The following is a 16,047-nucleotide window of genomic DNA, read 5'->3' as shown; positions in this document are numbered from 1 at the left end:
TTGTTAGATCGCCATCGCGAGCAGGCTCGCTCCCACAGTGGATCTGAGGTGTACTCAGCGTTTGCGTCCACTGGAGATCAATTGTGGGAGCGAGCCTGCTCGCGATGAGGCAAGCCCAGCCAATGCAAATCTCAGCTCTGATCGCCGAAGAACTCCACCACCGGCATCTGCCGCTTCATCAACACCTTGCCATCGCGCACCGAATACAGCGGCAGGCCCTGGCTGCGGATCACTTCGTAATCGCTGTCCGCCGACAGAATCAGCAAATTCGCCGGCCGCCCGCGTTCCAGTCCATAACGATCACCCAGGTTCATGGCCTTGGCGCTGTTGTCGGTGACCAGGTCCAGCGCGCTTTGCAGGTTGCGGTAACCAAGCATGTGGCAGATGTGCAGGCCGGCTTCGAGCACTCGCAAGATGTTGCCGTTGCCCAGGGGATACCACGGGTCGACGATAGAGTCCTGGCCGAAACACACGTTCATTCCCGCTTCCAGCAACTCATTCACTCGGGTTACGCCACGGCGTTTCGGAAAGTTGTCGAAGCGCCCTTGCAGGTGAATGCTTTCGGTGGGGCAGGAGACAAAACTGATCCCCGAATGCCCGAGCAGGCGAAACAGTTTGGCGCAGTAAGCGTTGTCGTAAGAGCCCATGGCCGTGGTGTGGCTGGCGGTGACCCGTGAGCCCATGTCGCGGCAGCGGGCTTCTTCGGCCAGCACCTCTAGAAAGCGTGAGTGCGGGTCGTCGGTTTCATCGCAATGCACGTCCACCAGGCAACCGGTGCGCTCGGCCAGGTCCATCAGGAATTTGACTGAACTCACGCCTTGATCGCGGGTGTACTCGAAATGCGGAATACCGCCGACCACATCGGCGCCCATGCGGATCGCTTCTTCCATCAGCTCGCGACCGTTGCGGTACGACTCGATGCCTTCCTGCGGGAACGCAACGATCTGCATGTCGATCAGGTGACGGCTTTCCTCGCGCACTTCGAGCATCGCCTTGAGCGCGGTGAGCTGCGGGTCGGTGACGTCGACGTGGGTGCGCACGTGCTGGATGCCGTGGGCGGCGAGGGTCTGGATGGTTTTCTTGGCGCGGGTTTTGGTGTCCTCTTCGGTGATGGTCACCTTGCGCTCGCCCCAGCACTCGATGCCTTCGAACAGCGTGCCGCTCATGTTCCAGCGCGGCTCGCCGGCGGTGAGCGTGGCGTCGAGGTGGATGTGTGGCTCGACGAAGGGTGGCACCACCAGGTTGCCGCCGGCGTCCAGATCATCGGGGCCCAGGGTCGGCGCTTCAGTCTGTCGGGCGATGTTGCTGATCAGGCCGTTTTCCAGGTGCAATTCATGCAGGCCATCTTGGTTGCGCAGGCGGGCATTGATGATGTGCATCAGGCGAATCCTTTTATAGATCTTGTAATGGTGCGTTGGCAGTACGGGCACCCAGCACGCCGGTCAGTACCACATACGTTAACGCGGCAGCGGCAATCCCTACCAGTGGTGCGACCCACGGTGAACTGAACGCGGCAACGGTGCCGACTGCGTAGGCGGCCAAACCGGGCCAATTGAACGCCGGCAACCGGGCATCGGCCAGACGTGGATATTGACCACGATAGCGGTAGAAGAAGTCCGCCATGATCACGCCGCCAATCGGCGGAATCACAGTGCCCAGCAGAATCAGGTAGGGCACCAGCAGGTCGTACATGCCCAGCAGCGCCAGCAATGTGCCGATCACCGCGCCCGCCAGGGTCACGGTCTTGCGACGGCCAGTGCGCAGCAGGTTGCAACCGGCGACGGCGAAGTTGTAGATGGTGTTGTCCTGGGTGCTCCAGATATTGAGCAGCAACATCGCCATCGCCGCCATGGCGAAGCCTTGCAACAGCAACACTTCGACCACGTCCGGTTGCTGGTAGACGATGGCGCCATAGGCCCCGATCAACACCATCAGGCCGTTGCCGATGAAGAAACCGATCAGGCTCGCCAGCACCGCGACGCGGGCTGAACGGGAGAAACGCGTCCAGTTGGTTGCCTGGGTTGCGCCGCTGACAAAGGTGCCGAACACCAGGGTAATCGCGGTCGACCAATCCAGTGTTCCCGTCGGGACTACCGCGAGCAAACCGTCGAGGCCACCGACCTTCACCGTGGCCACCCACATCGACAGCATCAGCAGCAACATCATCGCCGGTACGGCGATGTACGACAGAATCTCCAGGCCGCGGTAACCGACATACGCGGTCGCGCAAAACACCAGGCCGAACAGCACCATCAGCCCGAGAACGGTGCCCTCGCTCAACTCGAAATACTTGCCCAGCACCACAGCGGCAGTGGCTGTGCCCCAGGCGTACCAGCCGATCTGGGTAAAGCCGAGGATCAGGTCGCTGAGCTTGCTGCCCACTTCACCGAAGCAAAAGCGCCCCATCAGCACCGAGTTCAGACCGCTCTTGAAGGCGATGTAGCCCAGGCCGGCGGCGTAGATCCCCAGCAGCAGATTGCCGACGATAATCACCGCCATCATCTCGCCGAAACTGAACGCCACACCCAGCTTGCCGCCGGCAAACATGGTCGCGGTAAAAAAGGTGAAACCCAGCAGCACCATGGCCGTTGAGGCCAGGCCTTTGCGGGCATGCATCGGGACTTCGCTGAGGGGGTAATCGTTGCCGGGATCGTTCTGCGTCATGGGGCGTTCCTTGCTGAATGAGTGACGCGGGGGCGTGTTGCAGTGGTCGTGCCAAGCGTTGGGTGGTGTAGTTATTTATAGCCGAGCGGGGGAATTTGGCTTGGGGAAGGGCGCGAAAGAGGTGCACCTGAAGGAACACAGAACCCATGTGGGAGCGAGCCTGCTCGCGATGGCTGCCTGACAGTCACCTTGGTGTTGGATGTGCTGCCGTCATCGTCGGAACGCCGCCCGGAGCCGGCTCGCTCCCACAAGGGATTCGGTTTCTTCAGGGGGATTTGTGTTGCGGCAGAAACCGCAGGAGCGCCGCGACGATCGCTTCCGGCGCATCTTCCTGAACCAGATGCCCGGCATTCGGAATCGCCTGAAACCGCGACCCCGGAATCATCTGATGCAATGCCTGCCCGCGTTCAATGGGAATCCACTGATCTTCTTCCCCCCACAGAATCTGCACCGGACAACGAATCAACGGATACAGCCCTTCAACCTCACGGGTATAGCGCTCGTCCATCTGCGCAACCTGCCGATAGAACGCCGCTTGCCCTGGATCGCCAAGCCACGGCTGCACGTAAGGCGCGAGTTCGTCGTCCGGGATTTCGCGCTTGATCGCCCCGCGAATATAGGTCGGCACAATCGCTTGCTGAATGTAATCGGGCAGGCCACTGAAGGCCGCCTCATGCTGACGCACATGCTGCACAAACGGCGAACCCCAAGGTGTCAGTGCCACGGGATCAATCAGCGTCAGGCTGCGGTAGTCCTTGCCGTTCAGCAGGTGAGCACGCAGAGCGGTAGCGCCGCCGAAGTCGTGAGCGACGACGTCTGGTCGCGCCAGACCCCAGTGATCGAGCAAGTGAGCCAGCAGGTCGTTCTGCACACCCAGCGACACATCGCCCTCGATTTTCTCCGATAGCCCATAACCCAGCAGGTCAAAGTAATGCACCCGATGGGTGGTGATGAAGTGCGGTGCAATCCGGTGCCACACATAAGAAGAGAAAGGCGTGCCATGCACGAACACCAACGGCGGACCGTCGCCCCGTACGGCGTAACGAACGGAGCGACCGTTGAAGCGATAGGTCTGAGGCAGCGGCCAGTCAGTCATTGGGGGTGTCCTCTTGGCGTGGGGGAGCCAAAAAGCATAGGCATAAAAAAACAGCCATTGAAGGCTGTTTTTTTATTCACTGACGAAACGCAGTTCACTGTGGGAGTGAGCCAGCAGGCCAAGGCCTGTCTCTTATACACATCTAGATGTGTATAAGAGACAGGCATATGCCTGCTGATACACCGCCTTCGCGAGCAAGCCCGCTCCCACAAAGTGATTTTCATCGGCGTTTAGATCGGCTTACTCGCCGTGATAGATGCAACCGCTGGTGCACGTCTCGTGAATGCGGATCGCGCTGAGTTCCGGCAGCAGAGGCTTCAATTCCTTCCAGATGAATTTGGCCAGCACTTCACTGGTCGGGTTTTCCAGACCGGGAATGTCGTTCAGGTAGTTATGGTCGAGGCGCTCATAGAGCGGCTTGAAGATCGCCTTGATTTCCGAGAAATCACGGATCCAGCCCGTGTGCGGATCGAGGTCGCCGCTCAGGTGGATCGCCACTTTGAACGAGTGACCGTGCAGGCGGCCGCACTTGTGGCCTTCCGGTACGTGGGGCAGGCGGTGGGCGGATTCGAAGGTAAATTCTTTGAAGATTTCCACAGTGATTTCAGCTCTGTCAGGTGGCGATCGCCGCGGCGATATGGGCAGGCGGCGAGTTTAACAGTTTGCGTTTGGCGTTGCGGGAAAACACTGACTAAAGGGTCAGCAAGCGCTCCCCGAGGCGACCGCTGGCAGCCAGTTCGAGGAACTCATCGCCCATGCGACGGCTTTCATCCATCGTCGTGCGCCAGTATTTCTGCCGGCTCGGGGCATCGCCCATGAAGCGTTTGAAGTCGTTGCGGTCCGGGAGTTTGCCGTAGGGCAGGCGCGCCAGGTAATCCTTTGACGGCGCCAGCAACAGGACATCTTGCAAACGCGCAGGACATGCGCGGCGCCACGACAGGGTCTTGTCGAACCAGCCAGGAATCACCCGGTCGGTGAAATGCGGATAGAGCACGATGTCGTTGCCGCTGTAGGGCAGGTCGAGGTGATAGTCCAGCAGACCGCCATCGCGAAACGTCCCGGCACCGGCACCCGGCAGATCACGCACGCCTTCCATCACCATCGGGATCGAGCCTGAGGCGAGCAAGGCCTGGCGCAGGTTGCCGGCATTCAGCGCAACGAAGCGCGAGGGGAAATCGTTGAGTGCATTGACCGGCGGTGCCAGGCGCGGATCGTGAATGATCAGCCGCTCGAAATGCCGCGACAGGCGCGCCCGGCCGCGCAAGTTGTCGGCGATCACCGATGACAGACCCAGCCCCAGTCGTCCGCGATGATCGTCCGCCAGCAGGCCGTGGCTTTTGACCACCATGATGTTCAGTCGGTAATGAGCGTTGTCCAGAATCGAGGCATCGCGGCCATCGAGCAGCTCATCGAGCATGCGCCGGGAGCTCTGGCTGATCTGCGCCATGGTCACGCCCTTGGCGAAGTTCTGCTCGGTGTAGAGGTGACCGAGGCGGCGGATACCTTCGGCGGCATCCGGCAGACACGCGCTGGCGAAGCGCCAGGAACCCACCGACGCACCAATCAACGAACGCTCCCGCGGTGCCGCCGGCAGCCATTCACCGAACAACGCCAGGTCCAGACCTTGAATCCCCAACGCCTTGGGACCACCGGCGGCACCCGGCAGCGTGCCGACATCGGCGGCGCTCAAACCGTTTTCACGGATGCGCGCCAAGGCGCGAGGGCCGGCCTTGAGGGTCAGGGAAGGGAACTTGATGTGGAAAGCGGTCATACCGGTCTCGAATGCAGGCAAGCGGGGGATTATAGACATGCACAATCATTGTGGGAGCGAGCCTGCTCGCGATAGCGGTGTATCAGTCGGTATTAATGTTGGCTGACACACCGCTATCGCGAGCAGGCTCGCTCCCACAGGTTTTGTGTATGCCTGCGATGTCGTGTTGCCATCAATAATGATGGCAATTCAGTTTCAATTAAGTTCGCCCCGTTAAGGTGCACTCCCTAGGCAACACATTAAAAATACGGAGACACCCCATGAAAACCCTGACTGCCCTGTTCACCGCGTCCATCATCGGCATGACCGCCAGCATCGCCCACGCTCGCGACCTCGGTCCCGACGAAGCCCTGAGGCTGCGCGACGCTGGTACCATTGTGTCTTTCGAGAAGCTCAACGCCACCGCTCTGGCCAAACATCCCGGCGCCAAAATCACCGAAACCGAGCTGGAAGAAGAGTACGGCAAGTACATCTATCAGGTGGAAATGCGCGACCCTCAGGGCATTGAGTGGGACCTGGAACTGGACGCCGTCAGCGGGCAGATTCTCAAGGATCATCAGGATACGTAATGAAGGTGTTTTCTTTTTCACAGCGGTGCACGAGAGGTCGAATGGCTCTGGCGCTTCTGGCTTTTTGCTCGGTGGCCATGGCTCGCGACCTGGATCAGGACGAAGCCCTGCGCCTGCGTCAACAGGGTGTGATCCTGCCGCTGGAGCAGCTGTTGCAGCAAGCGCTGGACCGCTACCCCGGGGCCAAATTGCTGGAAGCCGAGCTTGAAGAGAAACACGACGTCTACGTTTATGAAGTCGAGTTGTTGACCAGCGACGGTGTGGTCCGCGAACTGGACCTTGACGCCACCACCGGCCAGTTACTGAAAGACAAGGAAGATTGATCGATGCGTTTGCTTCTGGTGGAAGACCATGTACCGCTGGCCGACGAACTGATGGCCGGCCTCAACCGTCAGGGTTACGCCGTGGACTGGCTGGCCGATGGTCGCGACGCGGTGTATCAGGGCAGCAGCGAGCCTTATGACCTGATCATCCTCGACCTCGGCCTGCCGGGTTTGCCAGGGCTCGACGTGCTGACGCAATGGCGGGCCGCTGGCCTGTCGACGCCAGTGCTGATCCTCACCGCCCGTGATTCCTGGGCCGAACGAATCGAAGGCCTCAAGGCCGGCGCCGACGATTACCTGACCAAGCCTTTCCACCCCGAAGAGCTGCACTTGCGTGTCCAGGCGCTGTTGCGCCGTTCCCATGGTCATGCCAACCAGCCGACGCTCAAGGCTGCCGGATTGCACCTGGACGAAGGCCGCCAATGCGTGACCCGCGACGGCGCCGACATCCAGCTCACCGCCGCTGAATTCCGCCTGCTGCGTTATTTCATGCTGCACCCCGAGCAGATTCTGTCCAAAAGCCATCTCGCCGAACACCTCTACGACGGTGAAACCGAGCGCGATTCCAACGTGCTCGAAGTCCACGTCAACCACCTGCGGCGCAAACTCGGGCGCAGCGTCATCGAAACCCGTCGCGGCCAGGGTTACCTGTTCGGCGGGCAAGCCCAGTGAGGTCGATCCAGCGCCGCTTGAGCCTAGGGCTGATCAGCGTGATGGTGATCGTCGGCCTGGTGCTGGCGCAGACCAGCCTGTGGCTGTTCGAAATGGGTTTGCAGCGCTACCTCGAAGCCGGGCTGCGCGACGACAGTGAAAACCTGCTGGTGGCGCTGGTGCGTGGGCCGCAGGGTTTGCAGCTGGATGAGCGACACCTGTCGCCGGCCTATCAGCGACCGTTTTCCGGGCATTACTTCCGCATCGATTTTGCCGACAGCCATTGGCGCTCCCGTTCGCTATGGGATCAGGAACTGCCACGCCTCGACCATGCCGGCCTGCACAGCAACCTGCAATTGGGGCCGGAAGGCCAGCAATTGCTGGTGCTGCGTTCAGACTATCGACGGCTCGGCCAATCGATTTCGATCAGCGTGGCCCAGGATTACACGCCGGTGCGCGAGAGTTTCCAGCGTATGCGTCAAGTCGGATTGGGCCTTGGGCTGACGGGGCTGCTGCTGATTCTGCTGCTGCAACGGATCACCGTGCGCCGCGCCTTGCGCCCGCTGGAAAAGGCACGTGAGCAGATCGCCCAGTTGCAGCAGGGCCAGCGCTCGCAACTCGATGATCAGGTGCCGGTAGAGCTTGAACCGCTGGTGGCGCAGATCAACCATTTGCTGGCGCACACCGAAGACAGCCTCAAGCGTTCGCGCAATGCGCTGGGCAACCTCGGCCACGCCTTGAAAACCCCGCTGGCGGTGTTGTTGAGCCTGGCCTCAAGCGAGAAGCTCGATGCGCAGCCGGAACTGCGCAAGGTCATTAAGGCGCAGCTGGAACAGGTCCAGCAGCGACTCAATCGCGAACTCAATCGCGCACGGTTATCCGGCGATGCGCTGCCAGGGGCACTGTTTGATTGCGATGCTGAATTGCCTGGGTTACTGGCGACGTTGAACATGATTCATGGCGAGCATCTGGACCTCAGCTATAGGGCGCCGAAGGGGTTGCAACTGCCTTGGGATCGCGAGGATTTGCTCGAACTGCTCGGTAACCTGCTGGACAACGCCTGCAAATGGGCGGATGCCGAGGTTCGGTTGAGCGTGGTCGAGAAGGCCGAAGGGTTTGAGTTAAGCGTGGAAGACGATGGGCCGGGGATTCCGGAAAACCAGCGCGATCAGGTGTTCAGCCGGGGTACTCGGCTTGATGAACAAACGGATGGGCATGGGTTGGGATTGGGGATTGTGCGGGACATCGTCGATACGTGGGGCGGGGTGTTGCGGCTGGAGGAGAGTGGGTGGGGTGGGTTGAGGGTGGTGATTGAGTTGCCTAAGCGTTCAGGCTGAAAACCACCCCTCACCCCAGCCCTCTCCCCAGAGGGGAGAGGGGGAAAGGGAGCCGATCTCCATTGGCTTCTAATCCCGAGTTCGACTCTATTTTCTCGGTCGCAGAATATCTAAAAACCAACTCGGTCAGTCCCCTCTACCCCTTGGGGAGAGGGGTGGTTTTCAGACGCGGAATTGATCCATCAAGCTGATCGGATTACCCAAGCGTTGACGCTGAAAGCCACCCCTCACCCCAGCCCTCTCCCCAGTGGGGGAGGGGGAAAGGGAGCAGATCTCCATTGACTTCTAATCCCGAGTTCGACGCTGTTTTCTCGGTCGCAGAATATCTAAAAACCAACTCGGTCAGTCCCCTCTACCCCTTGGGGAGAGGGTTAGGGTGAGGGGTGGTTTTCAGACGCGGAACTGATCCATCAAGCTGATCGGATTACCCAAGCGTTGACGCTGAAAGCCACCCCTCACCCCAGCCCTCTCCCCAGTGGGGAGAGGGGGAAAGGGAGCAGATATCCATTGGCTTCTAATCCTGAGTTCGACGCTATTTCCTCGGTCGCAGAATATCTAAAAACCAACTCGGTCAGTCCCCTCTACCCCTTGGGGAGAGGGTTAGGGTGAGGGTGAGGGGTGGTTTTCAGACGCGGAATTGATCCATCAAACTCTGCTGCTGATTCGCCAGGCTATTGAGCGACTGACTCACCCGCGCCGATTCATTGGCCTGCCCCGACAGCGACTCCGTCACATCCCGAATCGTCGCCACGTTGTTGTTGATCTCCTCGGCCACGGCGCTTTGCTCTTCCGCGGCACTGGCGATCTGCAAGTTCATGTCGCTGATCACCGTCACCGCCTCACCAATCTGGCGCAACGCCGTCACCGCCTGACCCACTTGTTCGACACTGCCCTGAGCCTGACGATGGCTGTTGTTCATCGAGCCGACCACGTCCTGAGTGCCACTCTGCAATTGCTCGATCACCAGGCGGGTTTCTTCGACAGACTCCTGGGTCCGGCGTGCCAGGTTGCGCACTTCATCGGCCACGACGGCAAAACCGCGTCCGGCTTCACCGGCACGAGCGGCCTCGATGGCGGCGTTCAGCGCCAGCAGGTTGGTCTGCTCGGCGATGGCCCGGATCACTTCCAGCACCGAACCGATCTTCTCGCTGTTGGCCGCCAGGCCTTCGACTTGAACCATTGCCGCGCTCATGTCGGCGGCGAGGTTGTCGATGCTGGCGGTGGTGCGGTCGATCACGGTCAGACCGCGACGGGTGGCCTGATCCGCATCCCGCGCTGCCTGTGCCGCCTGAGCTGCACTGCGAGCGACGTCCTGGGCGGTAGCGCTCATTTCGTGGGAAGCGGTAGCGACCTGATCCACCTGACGGTATTGCTGCTCCATGCCGGCGCTGGTCTGGGTGGCGATGGCGGACGACTGATCCGCCGTGCTGCGTGCGTCCTGCACCGAGCGTTTGACCTCGGCGATGATCGGTTGCAGCTTGTCGAGGAAGCGGTTGAACCAGCCGGCCAATTGACCGAGTTCGTCCTTTTTGTCGTAGGCCAGGCGGCGGGTCAGATCGCCTTCGCCGCTGGCAATGTCTTCGAGCATGTGCGCCACACCCAGAATCGGTTTGGTCACGCTGCGGGCCATCAGCCACACCAGCAACAGGCCAATCAACGCGGCCAGCACACCCAGGCCGAGTTCGACCAGGGTGCCGGCGGTGTTGCTTTCATCGAGTTGCTTTTTCAACGCTTCGGCGGGGCCGACCAGGACTTTCTCCGGCACCTCGAGCAACACGCCCCAGGACTTGCCACCTGGAATCGGCTGGAACGGCGACAGCACTTTGAGCTGTTGATTGTTGTGCAGGCTTTCGGTCTTGCTGCTGGCGGCGAGCATGCGGATCAGCTCGGCACCGTTGGTCTTGTCCACGGTGTCCAGGCGCTGGCTGAGCTTGCTGGCGTCCGGGCTATAACCGGCCAGCAAACCGACCGGGCTGATGATGCTGACGTTGGTCTGGCCGTCATAGAGCTTCTTGCTCGCACCCTGGCTGACGGCTTGCAGGCTGTTGAGGTTGATGTCCACCGACAGCGAAGCAATGACCTTGCCGTTGACCATCAGCGGGAAAACGATGCTGGTCATCAGCACGTTCTGGCCGTCGATCACGTAGAAGTAGGGTTCGATCACGCAGGGCTTGAGGGTTGTGCGCGGGCAGGTGAACCAGGCGTTGGCCGGTTCGCCGCTCGGGCCGGTGCTGGTGTCGGCCATGTCGCTTTCCGGTAGCGCCATCGACGTCACCTTGCCAGGTACAGGCTGCGACCAATAGAGCGCGAAACGGCCCTTGTCGTTGCTGCCCAGTTCGGCTTGGCCGGCGAACAGATCGTCCTTGCCGTCCAGCGCGTTGGCTTCGAACACCAGCGAAAGGCCGAGCAGTTCCGGGTTGGCTTGCAGGGCTGACTTGACCTGACGGGTCAGGTCTTCACGCAGGTCAAAGGCATCGAGAAAGCGCTTCTCGGCCTGCTCGCGCAGGAACAGCACCTGACGCGAAAAGCCGTGGCCATATTGATAGGCATCCATGAACTGCTGGCGAATCCCCAGCGCCTGGTTTTCACCCTGGGATTCGATCCGGGCCTGGGCAGCTTCGGTGAGCATCTCCATGCTGGATGCTTTCACCATCTCGGAGCTGTGCTCCATGCGATACAGCGAAAGACCCACCAGCAGGGTCACGATGCCGGCCAGGCACAGCCCGGCCAACAGGGTGATTTTCCATTGAATGGAAAGTTGTCTGAGCGACATGGAGACGTCCTTTATTCGATAAATATCTGAGACTTTGCACTGTAGCGGCCGCGATTCGGCTTTCTTTATGGTAGTTCCTGAATGATGAAACTCCGTTGGTCGGCTGCCTTTGTGGCGAGGGGATTTATCCCCGTTGGGTCGCGAAGCGGCCCCCTGCAATTCCGTCAGTCATACCGAATTGTCAGGTTTGCGACTGCTTCGCAGCCGAACGGGGATAAATCCCCTCGCCACAGGGTTCATCACAACCCGTTACACATCCCCCAGGCCCATGCGCTTTGACACTGGGCCGACTCTGCGGCACAGTGCGCGCCCTCTAATAAAACCCTCTCATTTAATCCGCTGGCGGCTCTTTGCAGACTGCCGGCCGGACTCTTTCCGTTTGCCTTGAGGTAACGATGATTAATGCTGTAATTGCCGCGGTCGGCGTCATGCTGATCCTCAGCCTGTCCCGCGTGCACGTCGTAATCGCGCTGATCGTGGGCGCTCTGGTGGGTGGTTTGACCGGTGGCCTGGGCATCGACGCGACACTCAAAGCCTTCAACAGCGGCCTCGGCGGCGGTGCGACGGTCGCGTTGTCCTACGCATTGCTCGGCGCTTTCGCAGTGGCCATTGCCAAGTCTGGCCTGGCACACGCCCTGGCAGACAAAGCCTTGCTGATGGTCGATCGCCAGCACGCCAGCGGCGGCCGTCAGGTCAAATGGCTGTTGATCGGTTTGCTGTGGGTGGTGGCCATCGCTTCGCAGAACATTCTGCCGATACATATCGCCTTTATTCCGCTGCTGGTGCCGCCGCTTTTATATGTGCTGACCAAGCTGCAACTGGATCGCCGGTTGATCGCCTGTGTCATGACCTTCGGCCTGATTACGCCGTACATGTTCTTGCCCGTGGGCTTCGGCAACATCTTCCTTAATGAAATCCTGCTGGCCAACGTCGCCCGTAGCGGGGTGGACATCAGCGGCATCAACGTCACCCATGCCATGGGGATTCCGGCCTTGGGCATGGTCGTCGGGCTCGCGGCTGCGTTTGTCAGCTACCGCAAGAAGCGCGTCTACGATCTGGAAAAGATCGAGCAAGTCGAACAGGTCGCGGTGCAGTACAACCCGCTGAGCCTGATGGTCGCCGGTCTGGCCATCGCGGTGGCGTTCATCATTCAGCTGTTGCTGGACTCGATGATCATCGGTGCGCTGGCAGGCTTTCTGATTTTTTCGGTGTCGGGGATCGTGAAGTGGCGTGAAACCGACGACCTGTTCACCGAAGGCATGAAGATGATGGCGATGATCGGTTTCATCATGATTGCTGCCTCCGGTTTTGCCGAGGTGATGAAAGCCACCGGTGAGGTGCAGACACTGGTCGAAGCCTCGGCTTCGTGGATCGGCCACAGCAAAGGCATTGGCGCGTTGCTGATGTTGTTGGTCGGACTGTTGGTGACCATGGGCATCGGTTCGTCGTTTTCCACAGTGCCGATCCTGGCAGCGATTTTTGTGCCGTTGTGCGTACAGTTGGGTTTCAGCCCGATTGCGATTGTGTGCATCGTCGGCACTGCCGGTGCGCTGGGCGATGCCGGTTCGCCAGCGTCGGACTCGACCCTCGGCCCGACCTCGGGCCTGAACATCGACGGCCAGCATCACCACATCTGGGACACCGTGGTCCCGACCTTCCTGCACTACAACCTGCCGCTGTTGGCGTTCGGCTGGGTGGCGGCGATGGTGCTCTAAACACATTTCCCCTGTGGGAGCGTGGCTTGCCCGCGATGAACGATTACGCGGTGTGCCTGATAAACCGCGGTGCCTGAATCGCGAGCAAGCTCAGCTCCTACAGTTTTTTGTTGGCGTGCCGTTAAAGCCTTTAACCACGCCAATAAAATCAAAAGAGTGAACCGTCATGCGCATGAGCCTGAAGGCTAAAGTCCTGTCCCTTGCCGTCCTCCCGGTGTTGCTCTTTGCGTTGGTCATCAGCCTGACCACGTTGTTCATTCTGCAGGAGCAGGCCCGCAAGGAAGTCGAGGAAACTCGCCAGCGCCTGCTCAGCGATGCCAAGGCAACGCTGCAAAGCTACGTCGCCGTGGCCATGACCACGATCAAACCACTCTACGACGCAGCCGCCCCCGGTGATGACGCGGTGCGGGCCCAGGTGGTCAAGTTGCTGTCGAGCATCACCTACGGCAAGGACGGCTACTTCTTCGGCTACGACTCCAACACCGTGCGCCTGTTCAAGGCCAACAGCCCTGAAGGCGTGGGCCAGAGCTTCAAGGACAACCGCGATCCGAACGGCGTCTACGTCAACCGTGACCTGGTGAAAGTCGCCAAGGACGGCACCCACTACCTGCAATACAGCTCGCCGCTGCCCGGCAACACCCAAGTGCTGGTGCCGAAACTCGGCTACACCGAATACCTGCCGAAGTGGGACATGGCGGTCGGCACCTCGGTCAACCTCGACGGCATCGAAGCGCAAGTGGCGCTGGTCGAAATCAAGGTTCAGGAGCGCATGCAAGGCGTGGTGCTGAGCATCGTCGGGATTGCCGCCGTGGTGCTGTTGGTGATTGCCGCCGCCGGGATGCTGCTGGCCAACACCATCCTGCGTCCGCTGAACCTGATGAAAGCCAACCTTGATGACATCGCGGCGGGTGAGGGCGACCTGACGCGTCGCCTGACCATCACCAGCCAGGACGAACTCGGCGAGCTGGCCGGCTCGTTCAACCGCTTCGTCGACAAGATCCACGGCCTGGTGCGCCAGATCACCGAAATGACCTCGCAACTGACCGGGCTGGTGAATCAGGTCTCCGACCAGGCGCAGCGCTCGGATCAGGCCATGGAGCGTCAGCGTCACGAGACCGATCAGGTCGCCACGGCGATCAACCAAATGTCTGCCGCTGCTCAGGAAGTGGCGAAAAGTGCGCAAAACGCCGCGGTGGCTGCCCAGCAGACCGACGAAGAAGGCCAGGCTGCCAAGCGTGTGGTGGCCGGCAGCATTGTGAAAATTCATGCGTTGGTGGACGACATTCGCAGCAGTGGCGTGTCACTGGACAGTCTGCAAAAAGACGTGTCGTCGATTGTCAGCGTGCTTGGGGTGATCCGTTCGATTGCCGAGCAGACCAACCTGCTGGCGCTCAACGCCGCCATCGAAGCCGCCCGCGCCGGTGAAGCCGGTCGTGGTTTTGCCGTGGTGGCCGACGAGGTTCGAGCGCTGGCCAGTCGCACGCAAATCAGCACCCAGGAAATCCAGGGCATGATCGATCGCTTGCAGGCAGGCACTCAGTCGGCGGTGGAAGCGATGCGCCGTTCCAGCGAGGCCGGCGACGGCACGTCAGCCCAGGCCAACGAAGCGGGTGCATCGCTGGACACCATGGCCCAGTTGATCGGCACCATCAACTCGATGAACGCGCAGATAGCCAGCGCTGCCGAAGAGCAGACCGCCGTGGCCGAAGAGATCAACCGCAGCGTGCATCAGATCGCTGTGGCCGTGGACAGTGTCGCCGACGAAACCCAACTCGGCGCCCAGACGTCCCGCAGCCTGGCCGACCTCGGTCAACGCCTGGGCAAACTGGTGGGCCAGTTCCGAATCTGACTGACGGTGCCTTTGTGGCGAACGAGCTTGTGTGGAAAGGGGGGCTTGTGTGGCGAGGGGGCTTGCCCCCGTTGGGCTGCGCAGCGGCCCCAAAAGCTTGCGAGCGCTGCGCACTCGAACGGGGGCAAGCCCCCTCGCCACAGTACCGAGTTCGGCTTGGTCTCTACGGTCTGTCCCAGTAGGGCACCGCGCCGAAGCATTCCACGAAAAAATCAATCACCGTCCTGACCTTCACCGACAACCGTCGGCTTCCAGGCCACAGCACCGCAATCTGCTGCGGCTCAAGGCTGTTGGACACCTGATACGCCCCGAGCACCGGCACCAGCGTGCCGTTGCGCACCGCCTCACCAATCAGCCACGACGGAAACATCACCAGCCCCAAACCTTGTTCGGCGGCTTGGGTCAGGGTGTCGGCGTGGTTGCCGGTGATCGGCCCCTTCACCGACCAGGGCGTCCAGTCCTGCTGATCCTTGCGGAAAAACCAGCGTTGCTGGCCGGTCACGCCCTTGTAGGCCAGGCACTGATGCGCGGCCAGTTCTTCGGGGTGTTGCGGCGTGCCGTGACGTTCCAGATAGGTTGGGCTCGCGGCGACTTGAAAACGATGGGGCGCCAGAATCCGCGCCTGCATGCTCGAATCGTGCAGCGGGCCGATGCGAAACAGCAGGTCGGCGCCTTCCTGTAGCGGGTCGACGTAGCTGTCGGTCTGCTGGATATCCAGTTGCAGTTTCGGGTAGCGCTCACAGAGCCGTGCCAGCCACGGCGTCAAGTGTCGCTGACCGAACACCACTGGCGCATTGATCCGCACCAGTCCGCTCGGTTCGCTTTGCTGTTCCTGCAAGGCCTGTTCGGCCTCTTCGAGTTGCACCAGCACCAGCCGCGCGTGATGACCGAGCATGCGCCCGGCTTCGGTGGGCGAGACGGCGCGGGTGTGGCGGTAGAGCAATTGCTGGCCCAGGGCTTGCTCCATCAATTGGATCTGCCGGGAAATCGAAGAGGGTGCCAGTCCTTCGCGGCGCGCCACTTCGGAAAAACTGCCGTGATCCAGCACCGCTACAAACAACCGAAGTGCCTTGAATCCCAGTTCGTTGAGGCCATGCATGAGGAATCCTGCTGTGCGAGTTGCGCAAAAGTGTTGTCAGGATGCTCCCATTTATCGCAAAGGATCGCCAGCCGATAATGCGCGCCACCACCCCTGTAGGAGCAAAGCTTGCTCGCGAGACGGTGTGTCAGTCGACATCTTCGGCGTCTGACACACCGTCTCGCGAGCAAGCTTTGCTCCTACAGAGGGCCGTGTTCATC

General features: G+C 60.7%; 13 protein-coding genes and 2 pseudogenes. 7 read left to right on the top strand and 8 right to left on the bottom strand.

Features of this window, described 5'->3' with window-relative positions; translation table 11 throughout:
* Nucleotides 1-131 precede the first annotated feature (131 nt).
* From codA to PMI27_RS16555, 5 genes are all read right to left on the bottom strand, one after another.
* Entirely contained in the window at nucleotides 132-1,379 is a 1,248-nt protein-coding gene (codA, locus tag PMI27_RS16535) for a cytosine deaminase (RefSeq protein ID WP_008152170.1), read from the bottom strand.
* 13 nt (nucleotides 1,380-1,392) lie between these two features.
* On the bottom strand, nucleotides 1,393-2,664 hold the full coding sequence (gene codB / locus PMI27_RS16540) for a cytosine permease (protein ID WP_008152169.1): 1,272 nt from the start codon (nucleotides 2,662-2,664) through the stop codon (nucleotides 1,393-1,395).
* Nucleotides 2,665-2,929: 265 nt separating this feature from the next.
* A complete protein-coding gene (locus PMI27_RS16545) occupies nucleotides 2,930-3,760 on the bottom strand; it encodes an alpha/beta fold hydrolase (RefSeq protein ID WP_008152167.1) in 831 nt (276 codons plus the stop codon).
* Between the two features lie 240 nt (nucleotides 3,761-4,000).
* A complete protein-coding gene (gene queD, locus PMI27_RS16550) occupies nucleotides 4,001-4,357 on the bottom strand; it encodes a 6-carboxytetrahydropterin synthase QueD (RefSeq protein WP_008152165.1) in 357 nt (118 codons plus the stop codon).
* Nucleotides 4,358-4,451: 94 nt separating this feature from the next.
* Entirely contained in the window at nucleotides 4,452-5,531 is a 1,080-nt protein-coding gene (locus PMI27_RS16555) for a patatin-like phospholipase family protein (protein WP_008152164.1), read from the bottom strand.
* Between the two features lie 260 nt (nucleotides 5,532-5,791).
* On the opposite strand from PMI27_RS16555, the gene PMI27_RS16560 reads away from it, so the two are divergent.
* Genes PMI27_RS16560 through PMI27_RS16575 form a run of 4 tightly spaced genes read left to right on the top strand, consistent with a single transcriptional unit; the run spans nucleotide 5,792 to nucleotide 8,411 of the window.
* Nucleotides 5,792-6,100 (top strand): PepSY domain-containing protein, encoded by a 309-nt coding sequence (locus PMI27_RS16560; RefSeq protein ID WP_008152162.1) that lies wholly within the window; start codon nucleotides 5,792-5,794, stop codon nucleotides 6,098-6,100.
* Nucleotides 6,100-6,423: a PepSY domain-containing protein gene (locus tag PMI27_RS16565; protein WP_008152160.1), complete on the top strand. Its 324-nt coding sequence runs from the start codon at nucleotides 6,100-6,102 to the stop codon at nucleotides 6,421-6,423. Before PMI27_RS16560 ends, PMI27_RS16565 begins: the two co-directional genes overlap by 1 nt.
* 3 nt (nucleotides 6,424-6,426) lie before the next feature.
* On the top strand, nucleotides 6,427-7,095 hold the full coding sequence (locus PMI27_RS16570) for a response regulator transcription factor (protein ID WP_008152159.1): 669 nt from the start codon (nucleotides 6,427-6,429) through the stop codon (nucleotides 7,093-7,095).
* Nucleotides 7,092-8,411, top strand: coding sequence for a sensor histidine kinase (locus tag PMI27_RS16575; protein WP_008152157.1), 1,320 nt, complete (start codon nucleotides 7,092-7,094; stop codon nucleotides 8,409-8,411). Before PMI27_RS16570 ends, PMI27_RS16575 begins: the two co-directional genes overlap by 4 nt.
* Nucleotides 8,412-9,036: 625 nt before the next feature.
* Here the strand turns inward: PMI27_RS16575 and PMI27_RS32455 are convergent.
* Together PMI27_RS32455 and PMI27_RS32450 are read right to left on the bottom strand one after the other, a co-directional pair.
* Nucleotides 9,037-9,792 carry a methyl-accepting chemotaxis protein gene (locus PMI27_RS32455; RefSeq protein WP_403145802.1) on the bottom strand — a complete coding sequence of 252 codons (756 nt, stop codon included), beginning with the start codon at nucleotides 9,790-9,792 and terminating at the stop codon, nucleotides 9,037-9,039.
* A gap of 102 nt (nucleotides 9,793-9,894) precedes the next feature.
* Nucleotides 9,895-10,041: pseudogene (locus PMI27_RS32450) on the bottom strand (HAMP domain-containing protein); the annotation flags it as partial.
* Between the two features lie 1,541 nt (nucleotides 10,042-11,582).
* Between PMI27_RS32450 and PMI27_RS16585 the strand changes: the two are divergent.
* The 3 genes and pseudogenes from PMI27_RS16585 (at nucleotide 11,583) to PMI27_RS32440 (ending at nucleotide 14,748) form a co-directional block, all read left to right on the top strand.
* Nucleotides 11,583-12,899, top strand: a complete 1,317-nt coding sequence (locus PMI27_RS16585; RefSeq protein ID WP_177327859.1) for a Na+/H+ antiporter family protein — start codon at nucleotides 11,583-11,585, stop codon at nucleotides 12,897-12,899.
* Between the two features lie 166 nt (nucleotides 12,900-13,065).
* Nucleotides 13,066-13,842, top strand: a pseudogene (locus PMI27_RS32445) (cache domain-containing protein); the annotation flags it as partial.
* 84 nt (nucleotides 13,843-13,926) lie between these two features.
* Nucleotides 13,927-14,748: a methyl-accepting chemotaxis protein gene (locus tag PMI27_RS32440; protein WP_371922184.1), complete on the top strand. Its 822-nt coding sequence runs from the start codon at nucleotides 13,927-13,929 to the stop codon at nucleotides 14,746-14,748.
* A gap of 163 nt (nucleotides 14,749-14,911) precedes the next feature.
* Here PMI27_RS32440 and PMI27_RS16595 read toward each other — a convergent pair whose 3' ends face one another.
* Nucleotides 14,912-15,847, bottom strand: a complete 936-nt coding sequence (locus PMI27_RS16595; RefSeq protein ID WP_008152150.1) for a LysR family transcriptional regulator — start codon at nucleotides 15,845-15,847, stop codon at nucleotides 14,912-14,914.
* Between the last annotated feature and the right edge of the window lie 200 nt (nucleotides 15,848-16,047).

Source organism: Pseudomonas sp. GM41(2012), assembly GCF_000282315.2.
In the GTDB taxonomy this organism is placed as follows: Bacteria; Pseudomonadota; Gammaproteobacteria; order Pseudomonadales; family Pseudomonadaceae; genus Aquipseudomonas.
The sequence above is the reverse complement of the archived record's forward strand: the minus strand, read 5'-3'. Positions and strand labels throughout refer to the sequence as shown.

Coding starts and splice junctions, on each gene's coding strand:
- PMI27_RS16560 (WP_008152162.1), top strand. CDS start 5,792: ATGAAAACCCTGACTGCCCTGTTCACCGCGTCCATCATCGGCATGACC.
- PMI27_RS16555 (WP_008152164.1), bottom strand. CDS start 5,531: ATGACCGCTTTCCACATCAAGTTCCCTTCCCTGACCCTCAAGGCCGGC.
- PMI27_RS32455 (WP_403145802.1), bottom strand. CDS start 9,792: ATGGAGCAGCAATACCGTCAGGTGGATCAGGTCGCTACCGCTTCCCAC.
- PMI27_RS32440 (WP_371922184.1), top strand. CDS start 13,927: ATGACCTCGCAACTGACCGGGCTGGTGAATCAGGTCTCCGACCAGGCG.
- PMI27_RS16545 (WP_008152167.1), bottom strand. CDS start 3,760: ATGACTGACTGGCCGCTGCCTCAGACCTATCGCTTCAACGGTCGCTCC.
- PMI27_RS16565 (WP_008152160.1), top strand. CDS start 6,100: ATGAAGGTGTTTTCTTTTTCACAGCGGTGCACGAGAGGTCGAATGGCT.
- PMI27_RS16595 (WP_008152150.1), bottom strand. CDS start 15,847: ATGCATGGCCTCAACGAACTGGGATTCAAGGCACTTCGGTTGTTTGTA.
- codA (WP_008152170.1), bottom strand. CDS start 1,379: ATGCACATCATCAATGCCCGCCTGCGCAACCAAGATGGCCTGCATGAA.
- PMI27_RS16570 (WP_008152159.1), top strand. CDS start 6,427: ATGCGTTTGCTTCTGGTGGAAGACCATGTACCGCTGGCCGACGAACTG.
- codB (WP_008152169.1), bottom strand. CDS start 2,664: ATGACGCAGAACGATCCCGGCAACGATTACCCCCTCAGCGAAGTCCCG.